This is a genomic window from Bacillus sp. FSL E2-8900, from assembly GCF_037966225.1.
GTDB lineage: Bacteria > Bacillota > Bacilli > Bacillales > Bacillaceae_G > Bacillus_A > Bacillus_A cereus.
Genome location: NZ_CP150193.1, coordinates 1263452 through 1289009, shown reverse-complemented (window position 1 = coordinate 1289009; position 25558 = coordinate 1263452). Strand labels below are relative to the sequence as shown.

The following is a 25558-nucleotide window of genomic DNA, read 5'->3' as shown; positions in this document are numbered from 1 at the left end:
TCTCTCCCACTCACTTACTTTTTCGGTTCTGCTTTTTGGCCAAACTCTTTTTCCCATTTTTCTAAAATTTTGTCACGATTTTCTGCTGCCCATTTAAAGTCATTCTTTTTATATAATTTTTCCGTAACATCTTTCGGGAATCCCTCTGGAAGTTTATAGTCATTTTTAATTGTCGCAAATCCATTTTTCTCAAAGTATAACTTCATTACATCATCAGTAATTGCCCAATCTAAAAATGCTTGCGCTAATTTATCATTTTTCGCATTATCTTTCTTAATAAGTGCGTTCGCTTCTACTTCCCATCCTAATCCTTCTTTCGGCAGTACAACTTCAACTGGTGCACCTTTTTGTTTCTCTTTTAAAGCACTATAAACCATTGATACACCGACTGGATATTCACCTGCTCCTGCTAATTTCGCTGGTTTTGAACCTGAATGCGTATAACTTGCCATATTATCATGAAGTTTCTTCATGTAATCCCAGCCTTTATCTTCACCCATAATTTGTAGCCATGCAGAAACTGTTAAAAATCCTGTTCCAGATGATGCTGGATGTGGCATAACAAGTGTTCCTTTATACTCTGGTTTCGTTAAATCTTCATATGATTCTGGCATCGGTAAATTTTTCTTCTTTAACTCTTCTTTATTTACAGCAATCCCCGTCATAAATGCAGTATTTCCTACCCATTTTTCAGGTTGCTTATCATCTTTAAATTGTGGAAGAACACGATCTGCTCCTTTTGGAGAGTATCCTTTTAACATATCTTTTTTATCTAAAGCTAATAGACTTGATGCCGCAGTTCCCCATACAACATCTGCTTGTGTATTTTTCCCTTCAGCTAGTAATTTCGCAGTAATAACTCCTGTTGAATCACGTACAATGTTCAATTTCACATCAGGATATTTCTTTTTAAAGGAATCAAGATAAATTGGTACAAGCTCTTCTTCAATGGCTGTGTAAACAGTTAATGATCCAGATAATTTGTCATCTTTCACTTTCGCTCCAGCACTTTCTTCTTTCTTTGCACCACACCCCATTAATAACGAAAATACCATTCCAGTCGCTACAGCTTTAAAGATTGTTTTTTTCACTGTTTCTCTCTCCTTTTACAAATCTTATGTACAACTCAAATATAAACAACTAGTGTAAAAGCAGTATTAAACCAACATTAATCTTTTGTTTGTTGTTTGTTTTTGTGTAATACGTTGCTACTTCTATGTTTTTTCGCATTTTTCTGCTAATAGAAAACACTAAATTTACAAATAATTAAAAAAACCTTTATAATCCCACAAAAAAATGAGGCGTTTGTAAAAAACGCCTCATTTTTGTTTCCCTTTTTTTGAATTACGATTAGCATACTTTGCGCTATTTTCTCCTTCATACTCTAATGCAAATTCTGCATCTGGTAAGCTTTCTTTCGGAGTTTTATTATTATTGATTGCCGCATTTTGTTTCACTTTTCTTTTTACCAATACATTCACCTGCTCTCAAGAAATCACTTTCTACTCTATTTTGAAACAACTTAAAATAATTATTACTGGCAAGTGTTAACAAGTACATAAGAGGCGTTCGATGGAAATACTACATATGAAGAAACCATTATAAAAAGGAGCGATGATTTTGAAGAAAAAAGAAAAGATTCAATCACCGATTTTAGACGAAACGCTCCCGCATCAAATGAATTTTCCATCTTTTAAAGGAACAGGAAAAACGATGCAACAACCTTTTGTGAATCAATATGATGTTGTAATTGGAGACAGTAAATATAATTCCGAGAACAGTCCGCTTAACAATTGGAGCGATGAAGTAGATCCTGCCATTATGGCTGGCGATGAGTGGATCCATCCTACAAATGATATTGGCTGGATTTCAGAAGAAAATCAAGAATTGCTAAAAAACGAAGCGGATAATAAAAATGAAGCTTTTATGCATCCACAATTTGGCATTAACGACTAAAAAACCATTCTACCTAACGTAGGTAGAATGGTTTCATACTATCCAATAATAATCCGCTCTTTCGGGTATTTATAGCGAGGTGGTTGTTCCCTTCCACCACTAGCTAAAATAAATGTTAAAATGCCAACGCGTCCGATAAACATAAGCACAATAAGTACAAGTTTCCCAACAGTTGTTAAATCAGGCGTAACACCTGTTGATAGTCCCGTCGTTCCGAAAGCCGAACAAACTTCAACAATTAAGCTCATAAGCGGTACATTTTCCGTAATAGATAAAATGAATAGCGCAGTAGCACATAACAAAATCCCCATCGTCATAACGACAGATGCTTTCAGTACATCCTCTTCATGTAGCTGACGTTTGAAGACTCTAACTGTTCTACCGCCCCTTGCAAAGGTGTATAGTGACAATATACTAACAGCAAATGTTGTTGTACGTATTCCGCCCCCAACCGAACTTGGAGATGCCCCTATAAACATTAATATACTCATAAATAAAAGCGTCGGTTGTGACAATTCACGTATATCCATCGTAGCAAGTCCACCACTTCGCGTCGTCACAGATTGGAATAATGTATAAAAGACAGTTTCATGCCATGACTTTCCTACTAAAAAATGATTTCTCTCCAGTAAAAAAATCATAATTGTACCAACAACAACGAGTGCAAAAAATGTTGTTGTCGTCAATTTTGTAAATAATGAAAAACGGAATAATTGTTGTCTCCTTTTACTAAGGAATTGTTTCACTTCCATTAGCACAGGGAAACCAATCGCTCCCAAAATAATTAGTAACATATGAATCATTTGAACAATATAATCTTTTTTATACGGAATTAATGATTGTCCTGTTAAATCAAATCCGCCGTTCGTAGTCGCACTAACAGCTGCAAAGAAACCGTGAAAATAAGCTTCTTGCCAAGTCGGAAAGTAAAGTAAAAATCTTGTACCTAATAGGATTGCTCCAATAAGTTCTATTGAAATAATTACAATCAAAATAGAACGCATCAATTCTACAAGACCCGATAAATTCCCTTGATTATGGTCTGCCATAATCAGTCTTCTTCTCTGCAAACCAATCTTTTTTCCTGTTATAATCCAAACGAATGTACCTAACGCCATAATTCCTAAGCCGCCCAATTGTAAAATAAGGGCTAAAATAATAATTCCTGCCGTAGTAAATGTATCTGAAATCGTAACAACAGACAGTCCCGTAACACTTACCGCACTAACAGATGTAAAAAGCGCATCTATAAATGTCCATTTCACACCAGGCTTCGTAACAAACGGTAAACTAAGCAATATCACCGATACAACTACCGCTAATAAATAAAACAAAACGATGAGTTGTACAGGACGTAATTTTTGTAAAAACTTTTTTATATCTCTCATTCCATCACTTCGCTACCTTTTTTCTATCGATTAAATAAAGAAAAATCTTTACTTTCTTTATTTGTAAATAACTGCTCAAATAATTTAGCAAAGACCATTCCATATACAGTTCCATTACCTCCATACGGCAATGCGTAAAACAAATTATGTATCTTTTCGTCTTCTTTTAAAATGGGGAGACCATCATGAGTACCACCAAATGCGGCTGCCCAATAGTAGTCTGCCTGTATATTTTTATACTGCGGGAACATCTCTTTTACAATATTAATAAGGATATCACGCTTATGCAATAATTTCGTATCACCAATTGTTTGAATTTGCAGCGCTTCATCTAATCCGCCTACAATAATGCGGTTTCGATACGTTCGAAAATATAAGTAGGGCCGTGCCGTTTCCCAAATTAACGATCGCTCATGCCAGCCTTCAAACTGATCTATTTCATTTGTTACAATTGCATAAGAGGTGTCTACTGTTGTATTTTTTCTTTCTTTCTTTCCAAAAAGCGCTTCATAACCTGTCGCCATAATAATATTCTTTGCTACAATTTGATTTCCTGTTTTCGTGTAACAAATTAAATCATTTTTGCGTTTTTTTATATGTATTTCCTCTGTATGTTCATATATATTAGCTCCCATTTGATTTGCTTTATGCAAAAGACTGTGCGCTAATAAATACGGATTCACCTCGGCATCACCGTGTGTATATAATGCCGCTTGTTTTATGAAAGGATAACGTTTCTTAATATCAGCTTCTGTAAAATATTCAACTGGAAATCCATAATTCTGTAACGTATTATATTCCTCTTGTAAAAATGAGACATCCTCACTTTTACTTGCATAATATAAACTATTTCGCGGAATAAAATGGGGATTAATATCAAGAGTCGGTATAACCTCTTCCATTGTTCTTAGCGCTTCATAACAAAGCTTATATGCTCGTACCCCTTTTTCTTTACCCAATGTATGGATAAGAGAGGTTAACGATTTATCATGAAGAAATTGTAGTAAACCTGTATTAGCAGCTGTGCTACCACATGCAATTACTCTTTTTTCAATAAGTGTAACAATCATGCCAATTTTCGCTAACGAATGCGCTATATGAGCACCGGCTTCGCCACTTCCGACTACGAGCACATCACATATCATATCATTTTCTAACAGTGGATAACAAGGTACAGAAACTGCTGTATTCCAAAACAACTTACCCATCATAAGTTTCATAATTATACTCCTAAAATATAAATTTCTCCTTTCTATGTTTTGTTATTTTTCATAAAAAAATCCAACTAACATAGGCTAGTTGGATTTTTTATTTTTAATTAGAACGCTCTTCAAGCCAATTTCCAATCGTCGGATATGTTTGTTTTACAGCTGTTCCACCGTAAACGATAGACATATGCCCTGTCGGTAAACATACATATTGTTTATCTGTGCTAGAAATATGGTCTAGTAATGCTTCTACTTGACATGGCAAAGCGATATGATCACGTTTCCCGGAAATATTTAAGACATTCGCCTTAATATTTGCAAGATCTACCTTTTGTCCGCGAATAACGAGTTCACCCTTAACCAATTTATTATTTTGATAAAAATCACGAATCCACTGTCTGTATGATTCACCTGGGAACGGAATACCATCACCAACCCACTTTTGAACCAATCTCCAGCTTTCGACGAAGCGTTCATTCTCTGAACGATCTACTAGAGCAACATATGGACCAACAAAGTTCGTAATTGGCTTTAACATTTTGTTTCCGAAATCAATCATTTCTGGCGGAATATTTCCAAATGTATCAACCGCTTTATCTAAATTGAAGTATTTCTCATCTAATAAAGGACCATACAATCCTGTTTCAGAGAAATCAAAAGGACTTGTCATGAAAATTAAATTACGAATTGGCATGTGCGGATGAAGCGCTGCATAAATAGAAGTTAGCGTTCCACCCATGCAATAACCAAGTAAAGAAATCTCGTCCGATTTTGCAGTTCGCATTACTTTTTTTACTGCTTTTGCAATATAATCAAACACGAAATCATCAAATTTCAAATGACTATCTTCTAAACCAAATGTGCCCCAATCAAGCATATATACATCAAAACCACGATCCACTAGATATTCCACTAAACTATTTCCAGGAGTTAAATCCATAATATATGGTTTATTAATAAGAGCATATATTAACAGAATTGGAACTCTTTGTGTTTTTTCTTGTTTTGGAATGTAGCGATAAAGCTTCGTCTTATTCTTCGTCCAAATAACCTCTTTCGGCGTTAATCCGACTTGCGGCTCTGGTTCACGTAATAAAATTTCACTCGCCCTTTTCACTCGCCGGTATGCTTTTCGGTACTCTTCTGGGTATAGCTCTAATTGCTTTTCCCATTCTGTTGCGAATGTAGTCATTTTTCTATCTCCTTTTTGGTCGATTTCCTTCTTAAAAAAAAGAAGTGCATTCCTGCTATGGATATGCACTTTTTTCTTACTTCATTACATATATAATCCGCCGTTAATGTTTAATTGTTGACCTGTGATATACGCACCGTCACGGCATAGGTATACTACACCTTTTGCAATTTCATCAGCTTGACCAAAACGTTTTTTCGGGATTTTTGCAACGATTTTTTGACGTACTTCTTCTGGTACTTCTGCTACCATTTCAGTATCAATAAATCCTGGGCAAATAGCATTTACAGTGACATTTGTTTTTGCAAGTTCTAACGCTAATGATTTTGTAAATCCTAACATCCCCGCTTTTGCTGCTGAGTAGTTTGTTTGGCCAAATCCACCTGCTTGACCAATAATAGAAGAAATGCTAATAATTCTTCCTTCTTCTGCTTCCGTTATGTATGGAAGAACCGCACTTGTCGTATTAAATACGCTGCTTAAATTCACGTCAATTACGCGCTCCCAATCTTCACGATTTAACTTTTTGAATGTACGGTCTCTTGTAATACCAGCATTATTAACAAGAATATCAACTTTACCAAAATGATTCACAGCTTCTTCTACAAGTCGGTTTGCATCTTCTACTTTAGAAACATCCGCTTGCACTGCATAAACGTCATGTCCGTCTTTTCCTAATTCATTTACTAAATTTTCAGCTGCTTCTTTACTGCTATTATAGTTAATAACTACTTTCGCTCCCTCTTGTGCTAATGCTACTGTAATTGCTTTTCCAATTCCTTTTGCTCCACCTGTTACGATTGCTACTTTTCCATTTAATTGAACCATTTCTTTTCCCCCTTAAATGAATTTGTGAACGATTGTTATGAATCATTTTGGTACTCATACTATAGAGTCCATATATAATTATGTTTCGCTGTTTATACGTGAAAAGAGATTCTCCCTCTCTCTTTTATCTGTTATAAACAAGCGCTTTTATCATTTTTTATTTTCTGGTTTATTCGCAGGCTTTACCTCTTCTTTTACAGGTACTTGTAGTTTAGCTAGTACTGCATTTTGCTTTTCTAGCAATTCTAAAATTTGATCTACTTTTGTTTCAAGCGTACGAATATCTTGTTTTACTTTCGTTACATCACGCTTTAATGTAGGAGCTTGCCCTAAAGAATCTACTTTCTCCTCTAGAAACTCCTCAATGTTATCTACTTTATTTTCTAAGTTAATAACAAGCGTAGCCACTCTTGCGATATCCTCTTTCGTCGGCACATTTACTTGTTCTAAATAGTTTTTTGTCGTATCATTTAATGCTTTTTGATAAAACAAATTCAAATCTAGAACGCTGCCCATCCAAGCAGAATATTCTTCTGTTTTAATTGTTTCATTGAGCGCTTTTCCCCAAAATGTTTCGGTTTGTTCATAAGCATTTTTCCATGCTTGTAGTGGATCGAATTTTTGATCAATCACTTTACCTACACTCCCTTTTTCGTTTTTGAAACAATTCAACCTATTCACTATTTTCTAATATTCTGAATAAAACTTCAAGTCTATATTTTATTTTTTTCTATTTTCTAACAAATGTGTTGACTTTAAAAACAGATAGGTGTAAATTGCACTTATAAGCAAAAAATTCCATCTAACTGATTCATGAGGTGATGCACAATCATGCTACAAAATGAACCAGAACAACGCGAAAGTTTGGAGAGCAACCAAGCGAAACAACCAAACTCCATGCCAAAAAACTTCTTAGTTCCCTTCTTACTTCTCTGTCTAAAAGACTGGAGTCTTCATGGTTACAAACTTATTCAAATGCTAATGGATATCGGCTTTTCTTCTGTTGACCAAGGTAATGTTTATAGAACACTACGCAAATTAGAAAAAGAAAACCTTATTTCTTCTACTTGGGATACAAGCGATGGAGGGCCGGCAAAAAGAATTTATTCTTTAACTGAATATGGAGAGCAATATTTAACAACATGTGCGACTTCTTTTGAACATTATCAAAATATGTTGCGAACGTTTTTCACGTTATACACCAATGCATTCTTTCCATTTTCTACTTCTCCAGAAAAGGATGAAACGGATTCTTCATCTTCACCTGGTGGTACAGCAGAGTAATCTGCGTTCACAATATGCAAAAAAACATTTGGGGGTCAAACAATGGAAACTAAACCATACGAATTAGTCGATGCATTTTGGAAAAACTGGTCTCAATCACTGTCCCTTTTCTCTTCAGCTGGGAAGCAATTAGAGCAACTTACTTTAGAAACATTAAAACAACAACAAGACGCTTTGCATAAATTAACATCAGGAGTAGATGAACTAGAAAAAGAACTACAACAACTCACTGCTCAGTTCAATAACCAATATACAGATTACGTGAAACAATTAACTGGAAACTCCTTAAATGATCAAATTAACGAGTGGCAGGACAAATGGAAGGAACTTTCTGCTCATATGCATCAGCTTACTGTTTCTCCTACAAAAACATCATTGTCAATTCTTACCCAAACAAGCGGCCAATTTGAAGAAACAACAAAACAATTTATTGAGCAACAACAATTACAACGTGAAGAGGCTCAAAAACAGTTAGAGGGTTTTTTGGAAGAGTTCAAGTCAAAACAGTTGGAACTCGCAAAAAAGTTCGAGGAAAACTCAAAAAATCTATTTACTTCCATCAAGTAAGAAAAATGTGGGAGCTAACCGCAGCACAAACAAAACTCTTTCTTCCTCCTACTACATCAAGATGGCTAACATTTTTCGATATGGAAAAGAAGGAGGACAAAATGAATCCATTTCAAGAAGCACAAACTGTTCCGGAGCTTCGTTATGATGAGATTCAAGTCGGTGATCAAGCATCCCTTACAAAAACAATTACAGATGAAGATGTTATCAATTTTGCAAAATTGACTGGGGATGTGAATCCTATTCACATTTTAGATTCTTTTGCAAAAACGACAATGTTTAAAGAACGTATTGCTCACGGTATGCTCGTTTCGAGTTTTATTTCTACCATCCTTGGAACGAAACTCCCAGGCAAAAATACGATTTATTTATCCCAAAATGTTTCATTCCGTGCCCCTGTCAAAATCGGTGATACACTTCGCGTTGTGGCAGAGGTTATTAAGAAGCGTGATGATAAAAAAATCATTACGCTGCAAACAAACATATATAATCAATCAGATGATATTGTCGTGGAAGGAACAGCGACAATACTAAAAAAAGAGTAGCAAATTTGCTACTCTTTTTTCTATCCAAGAACTTCTAATCGCACCGATTACTTCCGCGTATGAGTACGTCGTTTCCACATAAAATAACGTTACCAGTTTAGATAAGAACTTAGCTGAACTGGACTACTCATAAGGATGTGTATCAACATGGTAAAAACAAACAAATTATTAGTTCCAGGTGCAGAACAAGCACTTGAACAATTTAAATATGAAATTGCACAAGAATTTGGTGTAAGTTTAGGATCTAATACAGCATCTCGTTCTAACGGTTCAGTTGGCGGTGAAGTAACAAAACGTCTTGTTGCTTTAGCTCAACAACAATTACGTGGATAATAATATAACATATGGCTTAGAGGCAGATATTCTCTGCCTCTTTCTATTTTCAACATACATAATGGTGCTTTTTCACATACTAATCAAAGCAAAACGAAAGGAGCGATATGTGAAATGAAACGGATTAATATTAGCATGAGCCCTCCCCGCGTTCTTACTTTGTCTTTTCTTGTATTATCAGTTGTCGGCACATGTTTATTAAAACTACCCATTGCTACGACAACGTCCATTTCATGGCTCGATGCCTTATTTACAACCGTTTCCGCTTGTACTGTTACTGGGCTTGGTGTTGTAGATACTGGAAAAGTATTTACTTTGTTTGGACAATGTGTCATTTTAACGCTTATACAAGTTGGCGGGCTTGGCATTATGAGCTTTGCTGTCTTAATTGCGATTATGCTCGGAAGAAAAATCGGTCTTCAAAATCGGATTTTACTGCAACAAGCATTAAATCAAACGAATATCGGCGGCATCATCCGTCTTGCCAAAGCATTATTTTTATTCTCTTTTACAGTCGAATGTATCGCTACTATAATTCTTTCTTTTGAATGGGTACCAAAATATGGGGTTATGAAAGGGATCTATTATAGTTTTTTCCATTCAATCTCAGCCTTTAACAATGCTGGCTTTTCTGTGTGGAGCGATAATTTAATGTCCCATTCTCATAGCATTCTTGTCAATCTCGTCATTTCCTCTCTCATCATTTTAGGTGGAATTGGTTTTACAGTAATCGTAGACATAAAAAGAAAGAAAAACTTTAAAAACCTTACACTACATTCAAAACTTATGCTCTCTTCTACTCTAATCGTCAACATTATTGCTACCCTTTTTATTTTTATATTCGAGTTCCATAACTCCCTTTCTATGAGAGGTTTTACCCCATTTGAAGAAGGATTAGCCTCTTATTTCCAAGCAATTTCAACGCGAACTGCCGGGTTTAATACAGTTGATATTTCTACATTGTCAAAACCTTCTCTTCTATTAATGATGCTCCTTATGTTTATTGGTGCTGGTAGCGCTTCAACTGGTGGTGGGATTAAGTTAACAACATTTTTAATCATATTTTTTGGCGTATTTAAATTTTTACAACAACAAGAGGATATTGTCGTATTTAAAAAATCCATTAAAGATACTCTCATTGTCAAATCATTAACCATTACTATTATTTCAATTTCATTTATCTTTTTTGCTATTTTAATTTTGAGTATTACTGAGCGAGTTCCTCTATTGATGAGTGCTTTCGAAGTATTTTCAGCATTTGGGACTGTTGGCCTCAGTATGAATTTAACACCCCACTTAACTATAATCGGAAAAGCTATTATTATCTTTATGATGTTTTTCGGGAAAATGGGTCCTTTAACATTGGCTTTTTCATTTGCTCGTAAAAAGAACCTGAAAATAAAATATCCGAATGAAGATATTTTAACAGGTTGACAACCGTATAAATTATCCATATAATGAGAATACAATAACATATCTCCAAAGGGGAGTAGCGTCCAAGAATATTTCTTGGAAACAAAGTCGTCATTACGTAGAACTTAGTTCTTCCGGCTTTGTTGGCATTTTTTATTACATATGTCTAGCAAGACCTTTGCCTATTAACGGCAGAGGTCTTTTTTGCATTCACTTCCAGATTCTTCCAAAGTTAATAGGCAGGAGTATGGGGAAACTAAATAGTGGGGAAATTCTTCACTTATTTAGAACTTATAGAAATGAGAGGAGAATGTACATGGATGTATCATTATTATTGGAGTATGGTTGGGTATTACTCATCCTAATTGCACTTGAAGGGATTTTAGCGGCTGATAACGCTCTTGTTCTTGCAATTATGGTAAAACATTTACCAGAAGAAAAAAGAAAGAAAGCACTATTTTATGGATTAGCGGGGGCATTTGTTTTCCGATTTGGATCGTTATTTATGATTTCGTTCTTAGTCGATGTATGGCAAGTGCAAGCAATCGGTGCCATCTACCTTATGTTTATCGCTGGTAATCACTTATTTAAAACATATGTTAAAAAGAACACAGATGAAGAAACAGAAGAAAAAGAAGCAAAGAAAAAACAAGAGAACTTTTGGTGGACTGTATTTAAAGTTGAGGTTGCTGATATCGCCTTCGCAGTTGATTCAATTTTAGCTGCTGTTGCACTAGCAATGACTTTACCAAAAACAGGATTAGGTACAATTGGTAGTCTTGATACTGGGCAATTCGTTGTTATCTTTGTAGGTGGACTTATCGGATTAATCATTATGCGATTTGCAGCAACTGCTTTCGTACAAATCTTAAAACGTAAACCAGGACTTGAAACCGCAGCATTCTTAATTGTAGGTTGGGTTGGTGTGAAGCTAGCAGTTTATACATTAGCACACCCTGCATTAAATGTAATTCCACATTCATTCCCAGAATCCACTCCGTGGAAGCTTACATTCTGGATTGTATTAGTCGGAATCGCAGTTGGTGGTTGGTTCTTCTCAAAAGAAGTAGAAGTAAAAGTAGAAAAGAATTTAGACGAAAAAGCGCTGTAATTACAGCGCTTTTTCTTTTTCTTTCTTCCTCCCAATGTCCAGAAAAAATTCCATTATACTACCTTTTGTAAACGTTTTCTTAATGTATGTATGTCCTTTTTGTGAAACATTGCACAAACTTATTGAAAGTGAGAACAATTCCATGTACTTTATTCATATAAGGAGTATTTATAGAAGATTTACTAAAGGAGCGTATTACTCATGCTAGAACAAGGACTAGATTATGTTGTCAAACTGGCTAAAAGCAAAAAGAAAATACTAGATACAAACCCAATGCAATATTTCATTCGTGCTGCACTTGCGGGTATTTATATCGGTTTTATTATTGTACTATGTTTTAAATTAGGTAACTTTTTTCACATTGCAGATTCACCAGCAACTTATTTAGCTGCTTCTATGTTTTTCGGGATTGCTCTCGTACTTATTATATATGGCGGTGCTGAATTGTTTACTGGGAACACAATGTACTTTACTGTAGCAACTTTAAGAAAAGAAACAACGATTTCTGATACACTACGTAACTGGGTTGCTTGTTATGCAGGTAACTTAGCCGGCGCGTTATTCTTTGCCTTACTATTTTACGCAACTGGAATTTTTGAAGCAATTGATCACGGTCACTTAATGAGTAAAGTCGTTGAAGGAAAGATGAACACACCTACAATGCAGTTATTCTTTAAAGCCATTTTATGTAACTGGCTCGTATGTCTTGCTTGTTTCTTACCTTCTCAGGTTAAAGGTGACACAGCAAAAATAATAGTCATGATGCTACTTGTTTTCACATTCTTCTTATCTGGTTACGAACATAGTATTGCAAACTTATCACTCTTTGCTTTATCTTTAGTTTCACCGCATCCTGAGACAATTTCTTTTTCAGGTGCTATTCATAACTTAATTCCTGTTACAATCGGTAACATTATTGGCGGATCAGTATTTGTCGGTATGGTATACCACTACTTAACAAAGAAAACACCTGAAGTTCAACAGGAAGAAACTGAAATCGCAGCAGCTCAACAAGAAGAGATTATTCCTTTACAAGCACATATGAAACATTAAAAACTCCAAAGTTTTACTTTGGAGTTTTTAGCTTCCCACGTATTTAACAACAAGGTGAGGATTAATTTCTCCTTCTTCTTTTCCCTTATCCATTCTCTGTTTCATCTTGTGCATACCGATGACATCATTCGTATGAAGGTGAATTTCATTCACATATAATCCCTCTGTACAAAAAGCTTCTACAAAATCTAGTCCATTTTTTGCTCTCCACCCCATATTAAAATCAAAGGAAAGAATATTCACATCATAATTCCGAACCATTTGCAAGGCACATTCTACCGTAGTTGCGGACACATACCCGAACGGGCAACTTCTTTGATCATCCATATATACGTTCATTTTTGACTCCCTCTCTAATTTGAATATGCGGCCAATACATAACACATTGCCCCAAGACTAATAAAAGGACCAAATGGAATTGGCTTTCCTACTTCTATACGTTTTAATACGATACCAATCCCGAAAAAACAAAGACTAAAACAAGATGCTAAAAATAAAACGATAAAAACTCCCTTCACTCCTACTATAAAACCAAGTAACGAAAGTAGTTTTATATCTCCTCCGCCAAGCCCTTCTGGATATATCTTTTGCATGCAATATAACAAAAGGAATATAACACCACTACCAACTATACTATCTGTCCAAGTAACTAATTGTACAAAAATACTTTCGAGAATGAGTAAAACGGCAAACGAAATTAAAATACAATCAGGAATTAACATATATAAGTAATCTGTAACTGAAATAATAAGAAGTAGCGAAAAAAGGGATAAAATGATAATAAGTTCTCGTTCTATTCCAATCATATACACGGTAAGAAGAAATATACTTCCTGTTATACATTCAAATGCTACATATATAATTGGAATTTTCCTCTTACAATTCGTACAACAGCCTCTTTGTATATAAAATGAAATGATGGGGATTAGTTCTTTTGGCCTTAGCACATATTTGCAATAATAACAATGTGAACGCGGGGTAATAATAGACGCACCTAATGGAACCCTCACCGCAACTAACATAAAAAAAGAACCAAACACCATCCCTGCTAACAGTGCATATAAATAAGTGAACATCCCTTCCTCTCCTTTCCAAAAAAACATAGCAAAAAAAGGAGAGAACTTCTACTTCATATTATCCTTTATTCTACTAAAAAAGCAGGCCATTTTCCGGCCTGCTTTCCCCTCTTTTATACGATGAAATATACTGCTTTTAATGGTCCATGTACTCCGACAACAAGATTCATCTCAATGTCAGCCGAGTTACTTGGCCCTGTAATAAAGTTAATACAAGATGCCGCTGTCTCCCCATTTTCTACGCGTGAGTTCATATCCTGAACTGCTTGTGTAATACGAGGCACAAGTGTTTCACGTGGAATAATAGCAAAATATACAGTCGGTAAAAAGTGTAAAGAACGTCCCTGCCCTTTATGACTTTGTACAACAATTGTACCAGATTCGGCTAATGTATAATCACTAAATGCAATACCAATATTCGCTTTTTCAGCTAAACGCATATTTTCGTCTTTTCTCTCTGGATCCCATACGTTTACTTCAACGTCTCGCTTTGGAAGTTCTTCTTTAAATAAAGATGTTAAACCATATGCATCAAAACGATCATCTGCTGATAATAAAATAGGTCCCCCGCCGTTTTCCATGATTACTTTTTGAAGGTCTTCACCTAAACGGTCATTTGTCGTTTCTACTACAGTTGTATGAATGTTTGTACATTGCTTTTTAAACACTTCTAGTAATTCTTCTTGTGAATAATCTTTTAACGTTTCTATATTCACATTACTTTTCCATACTGGACGCTCTACACCTTCTGTTTTACGTGCGCGCCCAAGTTCTTTTGCAATGTTATCTAGAAAGGCATCACGGTTTTGAATTAATCCTGTCATTATTTATCCCCGCCTTTCTTATGATCTTTATACCAATCACGGAATCGTTCTTTACTTGGAGCTGGGAATTCACGAATATCCGTCCAGTTTTTAAGTGGTCCAACACCTTTTGATACACGATTACCAGATGTAAATGGACTCATTGCCGCTGGTGCCATTTTTGAACCCATTTTATATAAAGCAGCTGAAGAAGCACCCATACTAAACATTTTCATCGCTAGTTTTTCTGCAAGTGGTGCACGACCTTCTTGCTCAACGATGACTTGACGATGTTTTAATAATAAATCATGCAATGGAATTTTTACTGGACAAGCTTCTGTACATGCTCCGCATAAACTAGATGCATAAGGAAGCTCTTTGTAATCATCATATCCACCTAGAAGCGGTGTTAATACCGCACCGATTGGTCCTGAGTAAATCGATCCATATGAATGTCCACCAACGTGACGATATACAGGACATACGTTAACACAAGCAGCGCAACGAATACATTGTAATACGGAACGGAATTCAGATCCAAGAATTTGAGAGCGACCATTATCAACAACCACTAAATGGAATTCTTCAGGTCCATCAACTTCCTCTTCTTGAATTGGTCCTGCTACTGTTACATAACTTGTTAATTTTTGACCTACTGCACTACGACATAGTAAACCAACTAAAACATCTAATTCTTCCATTGTCGGAACCATACGTTCCATACCCATTACCGCAATTTGTGTTTTAGGAATTGACATAACAAGATCTGCATTACCTTCATTCGTTACTAAACAAAGAGATCCAGTATTTGCAACAGCAAAGTTACAACCAGTTACACCAATTTCTGCATCCATAAATTTCTCACGAAGTTGTTTACGAACAAACTTTGTCATTTCATATGGGTCATCAGAATTTTCATAGCCTAGCTTTTCTTTAAATACATCGCGAATTTGCGTTCTATTTTTATGAAGTGCAGGTGCAATAATATGTGAAGGTGGATCGTTATCTACTTGCAAGATATACTCTCCTAAGTCACTCTCTAACACTTCACAGCCAATCTCTTCAAGCGCATGGTTCATACTAATTTCTTCTGTTACCATCGACTTTGATTTTACTACTTTTTTCGCTTGTTTCTTTTTGGCAACGTCTTGAATATACTTTGCAGCTTCCTCTTTCGTCTTCGCAAAGTACACGTGTCCGCCTCTTTTTGATACATTTTCACTTAACTGCATTAAGTAATAATCCAGATTTTCTAACGTATGTTGACGAATTTGTTCACCTAGTTCACGCCACTCTTCCCAGTTTCCTAATTCATCTGCAGCTTTTAAGCGATTCGTATATAAACGCGTTTGTGCAGAAGATACTGCTCCGCGCATAAACGAATCTTGAATTCCATCACCAACGCGATCATTAAATTTTTTCTCACTGATTTTCATAGACATAGCTTATGTTCCCCCTTCATGAGCGACTATTCAGTACCTCAGCAATATGCATTACTTTTACTTCTTTTCCTAAACGCTCAATACGTCCGCCAATGTTTAACAAACACCCACAATCTGCACCGATTAAATAATCTGCACCTGTTTCCATGACACTATCTACTTTTTCGTCTACCATTTGCTCAGAAATTGGAGTCATCTTAACTGAAAACGTTCCCCCAAACCCGCAACAATTTTGCACGTTTGGCAAATCTCTCACAGTTAATCCTTTTACATTTGATAATAAAATTCCTGGTGCTTCTTTTACTCCAAGCATACGCGTCATATGACATGATTTATGAATAGTAGCTATCCCTGGTAAACTTGCACCAACATCTGTAACTTTTAAAACATCTACAATAAACTGTGTAAATTCATAAGTTTTATCAGCAACTTTTTGTGCACGTTTAGCCCACTTTGGATCATCTTTGAAAACATGCGGATACTCATGAAACATTGTCGCACAAGAACCAGATGGCGTAACAATATATTCTGCATCTTCGAAAGTTTCAATCATATGTTTCATCGCTTCTTTTGCTGCTTCTACATGGCCGCTATTATAAGCAGGCTGACCACAACAAACTTGTGCTTCTGGAAATTCAATTTCACAACCTAAACGCTCCAACACTTCAACTGTTGCTTTGCCGACATTTGTTTCAAACATATCGACTAAACAAGTAACAAATAAAGTAACTTTCATAACTATTACTCCCCCTTTTTACAACTTCACCAACAAACATATGGTCATCAGATGACTTAGTAGAGAAGAAATAGGCTCAACCGTGGCCTATCCTCTCCCTCTTCTAAAGAAAACGCTTACTTAATCTTTCTCTATTTTATCAGAAAATTAAATTTTTAAAAGATTAAATTACGAATTTATATCGTTTTTACCTGTGACAATATGTTCTACATTTGTTAAATGATCTAGCATTGCTTGCTGCGCTAATTCTACATCTTGTTTTAACACCGCATCATATATAACTTGATGCTCTTCTATAAGTCGTTCTGATGTCGTTTGTTCACCATATAAAATAATGCGTCTTGATTCACCAATTGTTTCAGCAATCATCTCTGAAACATGATTCATGAGTTCAAGCAAAATGTTATTATGCGAAGACTCTGCAATTCCCATATGAAATTGAAAATCGGCTTTTTCGCCAGCCTTTTCATCTCCAATGCTCTTTGCCATTTCATCTAACCAATGTTTCATATTTTGTAAATTATCTTCCGTACGTTTTGCCGCCGCTACTCGAACTGCCCCCACTTCAAGCACCTTTCGTACTTCTAATAAATTCAAAATAGCTTCTTTCTTCATTAATAATCTATTGTTTAATGATTTCGTTAATGAAGAAGAATCGAAGTTCTTCACATATGTACCTTCTCCTTGTTTCATCTCAATTAAGCCCATCGCTCTTAGCGCACTTAGCGCTTCACGAACAGCAGATCTGCCAACTTGAAACTGCTCAGCTAATTGATGCACAGGGAGTAGTTTGTCACCAGGTTTTAACGTACCATTTTTAATCATTGTTAAAATAGCTTCAGATACTTCTTCGTAAATTTTTTTCGGTTTAATAGATTTGTACTCCAGTTAAATCACCTCAGTATCTTCCAAACAACAATTGAAACGATTTATAAGAACTTTGCATCATAACTATTTTAGACCGAATTGATAAGAAGTACAAATGTTTTGTTCATAAAATAGTCAAATTTTCGATATTTATTACATATTAATTTATATTTTTACGTATAAAGTGAAACTTTAATCAGTGGGGGTTTTGTTCATCGCCCACTGATTATTAGCCCTCACGAATCGGACTTTTACGGGCAGCAGGGCCTCCACCTAACTTCTTTGCTTCCGTTGAATTTTGAGGTGAGGGTCTTACTGCCCGGCGAATATCGGGATAAATATTTTCTTCAATATAAAGAACATGTCCTAAAAATTAGAACATGCTCCCCTCATCCTGTACATTCAGTTTAATAATAACCGTTGTTCCCTTATCTTTTTCACTTTCAATTTTCCACTGTCCACCATGTATATGAACAATTTGTTTCACAATAGCAAGGCCTAAACCTGTTCCACCATGTTGACGACTTCTCGCTTTATCAACTCGGTAAAAGCGTTCTCCAAGATTCTCCAAATGTTCTATATCAATACCAATTCCTGTATCTTTTATTTTTAATTCACAGTAATCATCGATTTGCTCTAAAGTTATAACGATATTTCCTTTTTGATTTGTATACCGTATCGCATTATCTAACACATTATGAAGCACTTGTTGCATACGATCTTCATCAATCATGACAATGACCTCTGGATTTAAATTAGTTGAAATATGAATTTCCTTTTCTATAAACTTAATCTCATACGTATCTAATACGTCTTCAATCAGCTGTGAAAAAACGATAGGTTGCTTCTTTAACGGAAAGTGCTCACCTTCTAATTGTGCTAAGTCTAACAAGTCATGAACGAGACGCTGCATACGACCTGCTTCTTTATGAATTAGCTGCGTTACTTTTTCCTGTTGCGGTCCCTTTGCAACACCATCTAAAATAGCCTCGCTATACCCTTTTATATAACTAAGTGGTGTTCTAAGTTCATGCGAAACATTTGCTAAAAATTCCTTACGCTTTACATCTTCTGTTTCTAATGAATTTGCCATTTTATTAAATGCTTTTCCTAATCGTCCAATTTCATCCTCTGAAGAAACTGTAATCCGCTCCGAAAAATCTCCCGTAGCCAAATGATTTGCAACCCGCTCCATTTGCGAAAGTGGCTTCGTAATTGCAATTATAATTTTCCTTCCAACCCATATCGTAATTAAAATCATAGCAATTGCTAACGGTGCTAAAATAAGACCCATATCATAGATTAAATCTTTTATACTTTTTAAAGGAATATACGAATAGACAATTCCGACTAATTTTTTATTTTCCAATACAGGGATGACAACCCCCATAATATTACGGTCAAAATGTTCTTCATATCCTATTTTTGTCACAGTTTTCCCGTCTAATAGCGTTTGCCTATCTCCTTCACTTATAAGAGAATGATGATGCACATCAAAAGGCAAACATGCGCTTAAATCACGCGGATTAGACACGAAAATAACGTCTGAACTAGATATTTGATCAAACGATCTTACTTTCTCTTCAAAAGTTGATATTCCTTCACTCTTATCATATTGAGCAGCAAGACTTTTTCCTTCCATTACTAACGAAGCTTTTAAATTATCAACGTATAATTTTTCATACGAGTATAAAGATACGAAATAAAGAAAGGACACTGTTACACATACTGCACATACTACTGTAAGCCAAAGTTTTTGTACCATCGTAAACATACGTTACACCTCAAATTTATAGCCTACACCCCAAACAGTTTGAATGTAGTTTCCACTTTCTCCAAGCTTCAAGCGCATCGTTTTCACATGCGTATCTACCGTTCTTGTACTTCCGGCATAATCATATCCCCATACCTTTTCAAGTAATTGCTCCCGGCTAAATACTTGTCCTGTATGTTGGCAAAGAAAATATAATAAATCAAACTCTTTTACAGTAAGAGAAATCGACTCACCATCCGCCTCTATTCGTCTACTTTTTTCATTGATAAGAATTGGTCCAAATTGAATCTCTTCTTGCTGTTCTTGCTTTGTATATCTTCTTAGCACAGCTTCCATACGGGCAACCAATTCACCAGGACTAAACGGTTTTACAATATAGTCATCTGCTCCCATACGTAAGCCGTTCACCCTATTCCACTCTTCACCTTTTGCCGTTAAAAATATAATCGGCACATCTGACGTTTTTCTAATTTCTTTACAAACTGAAAGTCCATCCATTTCTGGCATCATTATATCTAATACAACGAAATCATAATGATCCGTTTCTAGTTTTTTAAGAGCCTCTTTTCCATTCTCAGCTTCTCCCCACTCATATCCAAAGTTATCCAAATACATTCCAACAAGCTGTCTCATATCACTTTCATCATCTACAACTAGCACTCTATATTTATTCATTGTCCTTCCCTTCCCTCTCTATGAGTTGAAACGGTCCTTTTCCGACTTTAATTGTTTGTTTTATTTTCAAATTCTTCATATCTATAACGCACACTTCATCACTATCATAACTGGCTACATACCCTTCTGCTCCGCTCTCAAAAAATGCAAATGGATTCGACCCTACTTCTACAGAAGCTATTTCTTTATATGTTCTAATATCAAACTTTCTAAGTGTATTCGACCCATGACTGAGTGCATATACGTACTTACTATCCCTCGTTATATTCACAGGCATAAATGGAGCGTGTAAAGAACGCACCATTTCTCCACTCTGTAAAGAATACACTAACACTTTCTCATTTACTTGATTTCCATCACCATGTCCGCCAATCCATATTTCTTTCCCATCAGGACTAATCGTCGCTCCTGTTGATGCTGGCGGAATCATAAAGGATTGAATAACTTCTTTTTTCTTCGTATCAATTGTCGTTAGTTTCGTATCATAAAAGTTTAGTACAGATAACCGATTCTGATACTCTACCATCGTTATAGGCCCTTTTCCTGTTGAAACATTTCCTGTCTCTTTCCCATTTATCGTAAAGAACCTTACCTTTTGAACATTTTGATCAGCAGCAAATAATTGTTTTTTATCTGCTGATACGACCACATTTACAATGCCCTTTCCAGTTTTATATTTTCCCACTTGCCTTCCTTCCGCTAGTGAATATACATACATATATTCTAATTGCTTACCGTATACAAGTATTTCATCGCCATTTGGAAGCAGTGTGATTCCGGCCATTGGCTCATTTAGTTCCCATGTCGTAATTAACTTTTTATCTTTTTTATCAATAAAACTAATGCTGCCTTCTTTTATATTCGTAGTTATAATAACATTTTTATCTTTAGCAATTGGTGTATATGAACTTCCTTGACACCCTACTAGTAGAAATAAAAAACAGAGAAGAAAAACATACTTTCTCAAAAGATTCCCTCCATCTTCGGATGATTTCGTTATAATTGTAAAATAACAAATAAATGTGTGGAAAGTGTGAAATTTCCCTTTCTTACTCAATTTACATATATAATGTACAACAAATAGAATTTGAGGTGTGTCAATTATGCTATTTCCTGATTTAGCGAATAAAATTGTACGAGAAGTACGCAGACTAATTACAGAAAATATTATTATCATTAATATAGAAGGCGTTATTATCGCAAGTACAGATACAGAAAGAATTGGTCAATTTCATGAAGGTGCACTCCGCTGTGCCAAACAAAAGAAAACCGTCATCATTACAAAAGAAGATGAAAGGCGATTGCAAGGTGTAAAGGCTGGGATGAATCTTCCTTTATTATTTCATGATGAAGTAATTGGTGTCATTGGAATTACAGGAGAACCTGAAAATATTTCACGCTACGGAGAAATATTGCGTAAGATGACCGAATTATTAATTCATGAAAACTACTTTTTAGAGCAACTAGAACTTGAGCACCGTTCTTATGAAGCTTTTGTCTTTGATTGGCTTCAAAATACAGAGTGGTCTCCAAGTTTTCTTGATCGCGCCAAAACACTTGGCATTGATTTATATAAGAAAAAACAACTTATTTTGTTTTCTATTGGCAAAAATGACACGATGCTCCAGCGTAAAATATGGCAACACATACGTAATATTTTAACAAAAGAGCATCTATTTGTTCGCTGGGGAAATGATCGTTTTATTTTATTTACAGCGATGAGCTCCAAAGAACAAACTTATCAATTTTTAAAACGGTTAAAACAAGACTGCGAAACTTTATTTTCTATTCCTTTATATATAGGGATTGGACAAACAGTTACCCCAAACAATATGAGCATATGTTACGAACAAGCATTACGCGCTCTTTCTGTATCATTGGAGACGAAAAAAATTGTATTTAATGAAGATTTACGTTTAGAAATGTGTTTACAAGATATTTCTGTCGAAACGCGTGAACAATTTCTAGAGCGTACCATCGAAAACTTATTATCATTTCCTGAGCTTATGCAAACTTTACGCTTATTTATCGATTATAACCAATCTTATAAACAGACGGCTAAACAATTACATATACACATTAACACATTACATTACAGGCTAAAAAAGATTGAAGAACATACAGGACTTGATCCAAAACAATTCAAAGACTTAAACGTTTTGTACTTCGCACTTCTCCTATTAGATAATTATACAAAAAAGAATGATAAAACAGATTAATCTTTAGATGATTATACATAGAAAGAATCCCTCGACTTTTTTATCATTATAATGAAAGCACTGTTACCACGTTGTTTATTATAACTAAACACGTTAACAGTTTGAGGGGGATTTCCAATGTTAGACAAACAAATTATTCATTCATTCGTATCTATTGTTGGCGAAGATAATGTAGATACATCCAATATGGGGCGTTTAACTTATAGTTATGATGCCACTCCAAACTTCCAAGCAATGCCTGATGCAGTCATTGCTCCTCGTAATACAAATGAAGTAGCTGAAGTGTTAAAAGTATGTAACACTCACAAAATCCCTGTGTATGTGCGCGGGTCTGGAACAAACCTTTGCGCAGGAACATGTCCACTTGAAGGCGGTATCGTCCTTATTTTCCGCCATATGAACAATATTTTAGAAATTGATGAAGAAAACTTAACAATTACTGTACAAGCTGGTGTCATTACACTTGATATTATTAAAGCGGTAGAAGAAAAAGGTTTATTTTATCCACCAGATCCAAGCTCGATGAAAATTTCTACAATCGGCGGTAATATTAATGAAAACTCAGGTGGATTACGCGGTTTGAAATATGGCGTAACACGTGATTATGTAATGGGGCTTGAACTTGTCTTACCAAATGGCGATATTATTCGCACTGGTGGTAAATTAGCAAAAGATGTAGCTGGTTACGATTTAACTCGTTTATTTATCGGTTCTGAAGGAACACTTGGCGTGGTAACAGAAGCTATATTAAAACTTGTTCCTATGCCTGAAACAAAGAAAACAATGCTTGCACTATATGAAGATATTAATGAAGCTGCACGTGCTGTTTCTTCTATTATTGCAAATAAAATCATTCCAGCAACACTGGAGTTTTTAGACCAACCGACAATTGAAGTAGTAGAAGCGTTTGCACAAATCGGTTTACCTACAGATGTAAAAGCAATTTTATTAATCGAACAAGACGGTCCGCCCGAAGTAGTCAATCGAGATATTGAAAAAATGGCTAACGTTTGTCACTCTATGAATGCGGTTGATGTTCGCGTTGCAAAAGGTGAAACAGAAGCAGATGCGCTTCGTACCGCTCGCCGTAGTGCTCTATCAGCGCTCGCACGATTAAAACCTACTACAATATTAGAAGATGCGACTGTACCACGTTCACAAATCGCTCCGATGGTTGAAGCTATTAATGCCATTGCAAAAAAATATAATATTCCTATTTGTACGTTTGGACATGCTGGTGATGGTAATTTACATCCAACTTGTATGACAGACGCTCGTAATGCAGAAGAGATGCACCGAGCTGAGCAAGCTTTTGCTGAAATATTTGCGAAAGCAATTGAACTTGGTGGCACAATTACTGGTGAACATGGTGTTGGTGCAATGAAAGCTCCATATTTAGAAATGAAATTAGGTAAAGAAGGTATTGCAGCTATGCAAGGAATAAAGCAAGCTTTCGATCCAAATAACATTATGAATCCTGGAAAAATGTTCGCGAAAGACACTCGAAAAAGAGTGGTGGTTGAGCGATGACCACATTAAATAAAGAAAATATTCAAAAAGAATTTAAAGAACGATTAAGTGAAGATGAATTACTAAACTGTATGCGATGCGGTTTTTGTTTACCTACTTGTCCTACCTACATTCAATCCGGATATAAAGAGTCACATTCACCGCGCGGACGTATTGCATTAATGAAAGCAGTCGTTGATGGTTTAATCGAACCAGATGAAGATGTTGAAAATACATTAAACGTTTGTCTTGGTTGCCGTGCTTGTGAGCCTGTTTGTCCATCTGGTGTAAATTATGGACATTTATTAGAAGAAACTCGTGATATTATTAATCAAAATAAAAAATTCTCAGTGCCAGTGAAAGCTGTTCGAAAAGTCGTTTTTGAAGGATTATTCCCCCATCAAAATCGAATGAGAACATTAACTGGACTAATCGGATTTTATCAACGTTCTGGTTTACAAACGCTAACACATAAAACAGGGATTATGAAGTTATTCCCTGAAACCCTTGCAACGATGGATCTCGTTTTACCAAAAGTCCCTAAAATGAAAGCGATGAAAGATCGTCCTTCATTTTTACCTGCAGAAAGTACAAAGAAAAAACAAGTTGCATTCTTTACAGGCTGCTTAATGGATACGATGTTTTTAGAAACAAATAATGCAACGATGAAACTTCTTCAATTAGCTGGTTGTGATATCGTTATTCCGAAAACACAAAGTTGCTGCGGTGCATTGCATGGACATGCTGGTGAAAAGAGTGGAGCAAAAGAATTAGCAAAGCGAAATATAAAAGCATTCGAAAATTTAAACATCGACTATATTATTACGAATGCAGGTGGTTGCGGGGCTTATCTTGTAGACTATGATTATCTTTTAAAGGATGATCCGGATTGGGCTGAACGTGCTAAGCAGTTTGTTTCTAAAATTAAAGATATTACTGCTATACTAGTAGAACTAGACTTCCATAAGCGAACTGACTTACGACTCACGCCGCAGGTTATTACGTATCAAGACTCTTGTCATTTACGCAATGTTATGCGCACATCTTCTGAACCTCGTATGTTACTAGAGGCTATCCAAGGTGCAACATATCGAGAAATGAAAGATGCCGACCGCTGCTGTGGCTCTGCTGGTATTTACAATATTGTTCATTCAGAGTTATCAATGGAATTTCTAGATTACAAAATGGACCGTGTGCATGAAACAGAAGCAGCAACCATTGTTACTGCAAATCCAGGTTGTTTATTACAAATGAAATTGGGCATTGAGCGAGAAGGGCTTTCTCATAAAATGAGAGGAATTCACATTGTGGATTTATTATTAGAAGCAATTGAAACTAACTCGTAATAACTCGTAACATACGTAATAATAGGAAAACGGCTATCTCCTTCGTCTATGTAAAGAGATAGCCGCTTTTTTGTCTGCTACAACATTAAAAATATGTTACTTTATTATAAAAAAGAACAACAGAAACATTACAGTTTTGTAAAAATCAATCCATTATATTCCTCGAAAAATCGTTCAAACCATTGATACAATAGGATTCTTCATTTTCTATTTAGGTAACTTTATCCAAAAAT

The 25558-nt window shown here is 35.6% G+C and carries 27 protein-coding genes and 1 riboswitch; of the genes, 11 read left to right on the top strand and 16 right to left on the bottom strand.

What is annotated here, in order from left to right; genetic code table 11:
• Positions 1–14: 14 nt before the first annotated feature.
• Both NST90_RS06640 and NST90_RS06635 read right to left on the bottom strand, forming a co-directional pair.
• Entirely contained in the window at positions 15–1091 is a 1077-nt protein-coding gene (locus tag NST90_RS06640; RefSeq protein ID WP_000750893.1) for a putative 2-aminoethylphosphonate ABC transporter substrate-binding protein, read from the bottom strand.
• Positions 1092–1319: 228 nt separating this feature from the next.
• On the bottom strand, positions 1320–1472 hold the full coding sequence (locus NST90_RS06635; protein WP_000240799.1) for a hypothetical protein: 153 nt from the start codon (positions 1470–1472) through the stop codon (positions 1320–1322).
• Positions 1473–1620: 148 nt separating this feature from the next.
• Between NST90_RS06635 and NST90_RS06630 the strand changes: the two genes are divergently transcribed.
• Positions 1621–1956 (top strand): DUF3905 domain-containing protein, encoded by a 336-nt coding sequence (locus NST90_RS06630; protein ID WP_000726024.1) that lies wholly within the window; start codon positions 1621–1623, stop codon positions 1954–1956.
• 38 nt (positions 1957–1994) lie between these two features.
• Here the strand turns inward: NST90_RS06630 and NST90_RS06625 are convergent, their stop codons facing one another.
• The 5 genes from NST90_RS06625 to phaR all read right to left on the bottom strand — a co-directional run bounded on the left by NST90_RS06625 (position 1995) and on the right by phaR (position 7205).
• Positions 1995–3344, bottom strand: coding sequence for a TrkH family potassium uptake protein (locus NST90_RS06625; RefSeq protein WP_001204711.1), 1350 nt, complete (start codon positions 3342–3344; stop codon positions 1995–1997).
• A gap of 23 nt (positions 3345–3367) precedes the next feature.
• Positions 3368–4564 (bottom strand): FAD-dependent oxidoreductase, encoded by a 1197-nt coding sequence (locus NST90_RS06620; protein ID WP_283748223.1) that lies wholly within the window; start codon positions 4562–4564, stop codon positions 3368–3370.
• 94 nt (positions 4565–4658) lie between these two features.
• Complete coding sequence (gene phaC / locus NST90_RS06615; protein WP_000206336.1) at positions 4659–5744, bottom strand: class III poly(R)-hydroxyalkanoic acid synthase subunit PhaC; 1086 nt, start codon at positions 5742–5744, stop codon at positions 4659–4661.
• Between the two features lie 84 nt (positions 5745–5828).
• Entirely contained in the window at positions 5829–6572 is a 744-nt protein-coding gene (locus tag NST90_RS06610; RefSeq protein ID WP_000250407.1) for an acetoacetyl-CoA reductase, read from the bottom strand.
• A gap of 150 nt (positions 6573–6722) precedes the next feature.
• Complete coding sequence (phaR, locus tag NST90_RS06605; RefSeq protein ID WP_000566942.1) at positions 6723–7205, bottom strand: polyhydroxyalkanoic acid synthase subunit PhaR; 483 nt, start codon at positions 7203–7205, stop codon at positions 6723–6725.
• A 198-nt stretch (positions 7206–7403) separates the two neighbouring features.
• On the opposite strand from phaR, the gene phaQ reads away from it, so the two are divergent.
• The 7 genes from phaQ to NST90_RS06570 all read left to right on the top strand — a co-directional run bounded on the left by phaQ (position 7404) and on the right by NST90_RS06570 (position 12878).
• A complete protein-coding gene (gene phaQ, locus NST90_RS06600) occupies positions 7404–7856 on the top strand; it encodes a poly-beta-hydroxybutyrate-responsive repressor (RefSeq protein WP_000939956.1) in 453 nt (150 codons plus the stop codon).
• 42 nt (positions 7857–7898) lie between these two features.
• Positions 7899–8423 (top strand): polyhydroxyalkanoic acid inclusion protein PhaP, encoded by a 525-nt coding sequence (gene phaP, locus NST90_RS06595; protein WP_000448594.1) that lies wholly within the window; start codon positions 7899–7901, stop codon positions 8421–8423.
• 101 nt (positions 8424–8524) lie between these two features.
• Complete coding sequence (locus tag NST90_RS06590) at positions 8525–8968, top strand: MaoC family dehydratase (protein ID WP_001067916.1); 444 nt, start codon at positions 8525–8527, stop codon at positions 8966–8968.
• Between the two features lie 147 nt (positions 8969–9115).
• Complete coding sequence (locus tag NST90_RS06585) at positions 9116–9301, top strand: alpha/beta-type small acid-soluble spore protein (RefSeq protein ID WP_000241212.1); 186 nt, start codon at positions 9116–9118, stop codon at positions 9299–9301.
• A gap of 114 nt (positions 9302–9415) precedes the next feature.
• Positions 9416–10735: a TrkH family potassium uptake protein gene (locus NST90_RS06580; RefSeq protein ID WP_000822361.1), complete on the top strand. Its 1320-nt coding sequence runs from the start codon at positions 9416–9418 to the stop codon at positions 10733–10735.
• 38 nt (positions 10736–10773) lie between these two features.
• Positions 10774–10948: riboswitch (yybP-ykoY riboswitch) on the top strand.
• 82 nt (positions 10949–11030) lie between these two features.
• Entirely contained in the window at positions 11031–11825 is a 795-nt protein-coding gene (locus tag NST90_RS06575; protein WP_000383326.1) for a TerC family protein, read from the top strand.
• 201 nt (positions 11826–12026) lie between these two features.
• The gene (locus NST90_RS06570; protein ID WP_000893026.1) at positions 12027–12878 is read left to right on the top strand and encodes a formate/nitrite transporter family protein; all 852 of its coding nucleotides are present in this window, start codon (positions 12027–12029) and stop codon (positions 12876–12878) included.
• Between the two features lie 27 nt (positions 12879–12905).
• Here NST90_RS06570 and NST90_RS06565 read toward each other — a convergent pair whose 3' ends face one another.
• From NST90_RS06565 to NST90_RS06525, 9 genes are all read right to left on the bottom strand, one after another.
• Positions 12906–13217, bottom strand: a complete 312-nt coding sequence (locus NST90_RS06565; protein ID WP_098770253.1) for a cyclic-phosphate processing receiver domain-containing protein — start codon at positions 13215–13217, stop codon at positions 12906–12908.
• Positions 13218–13231: 14 nt separating this feature from the next.
• A complete protein-coding gene (locus NST90_RS06560) occupies positions 13232–13954 on the bottom strand; it encodes an A24 family peptidase (protein WP_000495725.1) in 723 nt (240 codons plus the stop codon).
• A 113-nt stretch (positions 13955–14067) separates the two neighbouring features.
• Complete coding sequence (locus NST90_RS06555; protein ID WP_000147187.1) at positions 14068–14778, bottom strand: lactate utilization protein C; 711 nt, start codon at positions 14776–14778, stop codon at positions 14068–14070.
• Positions 14778–16199, bottom strand: a complete 1422-nt coding sequence (locus NST90_RS06550) for a LutB/LldF family L-lactate oxidation iron-sulfur protein (RefSeq protein ID WP_000061930.1) — start codon at positions 16197–16199, stop codon at positions 14778–14780. The genes NST90_RS06555 and NST90_RS06550 overlap by 1 nt, the downstream gene beginning before the upstream one ends.
• Before the next feature lie 16 nt (positions 16200–16215).
• Positions 16216–16935 carry a (Fe-S)-binding protein gene (locus tag NST90_RS06545; protein ID WP_000869148.1) on the bottom strand — a complete coding sequence of 240 codons (720 nt, stop codon included), beginning with the start codon at positions 16933–16935 and terminating at the stop codon, positions 16216–16218.
• A gap of 168 nt (positions 16936–17103) precedes the next feature.
• Positions 17104–17793, bottom strand: a complete 690-nt coding sequence (locus tag NST90_RS06540; protein WP_283748267.1) for a FadR/GntR family transcriptional regulator — start codon at positions 17791–17793, stop codon at positions 17104–17106.
• A gap of 382 nt (positions 17794–18175) precedes the next feature.
• Positions 18176–19576: an ATP-binding protein gene (locus tag NST90_RS06535; protein ID WP_044306956.1), complete on the bottom strand. Its 1401-nt coding sequence runs from the start codon at positions 19574–19576 to the stop codon at positions 18176–18178.
• 3 nt (positions 19577–19579) lie between these two features.
• The gene (locus tag NST90_RS06530; protein WP_001046397.1) at positions 19580–20251 is read right to left on the bottom strand and encodes a response regulator transcription factor; all 672 of its coding nucleotides are present in this window, start codon (positions 20249–20251) and stop codon (positions 19580–19582) included.
• Entirely contained in the window at positions 20244–21218 is a 975-nt protein-coding gene (locus NST90_RS06525; protein ID WP_001234152.1) for a hypothetical protein, read from the bottom strand. The genes NST90_RS06530 and NST90_RS06525 overlap by 8 nt, the downstream gene beginning before the upstream one ends.
• A 127-nt stretch (positions 21219–21345) precedes the next feature.
• Here NST90_RS06525 and NST90_RS06520 point away from each other — a divergent pair, with 127 nt between their 5' ends.
• From NST90_RS06520 to NST90_RS06510, 3 genes are all read left to right on the top strand, one after another.
• Positions 21346–22470 (top strand): sugar diacid recognition domain-containing protein, encoded by a 1125-nt coding sequence (locus tag NST90_RS06520; protein ID WP_116344942.1) that lies wholly within the window; start codon positions 21346–21348, stop codon positions 22468–22470.
• A 117-nt stretch (positions 22471–22587) separates the two neighbouring features.
• Positions 22588–24000 carry a glycolate oxidase subunit GlcD gene (gene glcD / locus NST90_RS06515; protein ID WP_061113680.1) on the top strand — a complete coding sequence of 471 codons (1413 nt, stop codon included), beginning with the start codon at positions 22588–22590 and terminating at the stop codon, positions 23998–24000.
• Positions 23997–25325 carry a (Fe-S)-binding protein gene (locus NST90_RS06510; RefSeq protein ID WP_000209655.1) on the top strand — a complete coding sequence of 443 codons (1329 nt, stop codon included), beginning with the start codon at positions 23997–23999 and terminating at the stop codon, positions 25323–25325. The genes glcD and NST90_RS06510 overlap by 4 nt, the downstream gene beginning before the upstream one ends.
• The last annotated feature ends 233 nt before the right edge of the window (positions 25326–25558 follow it).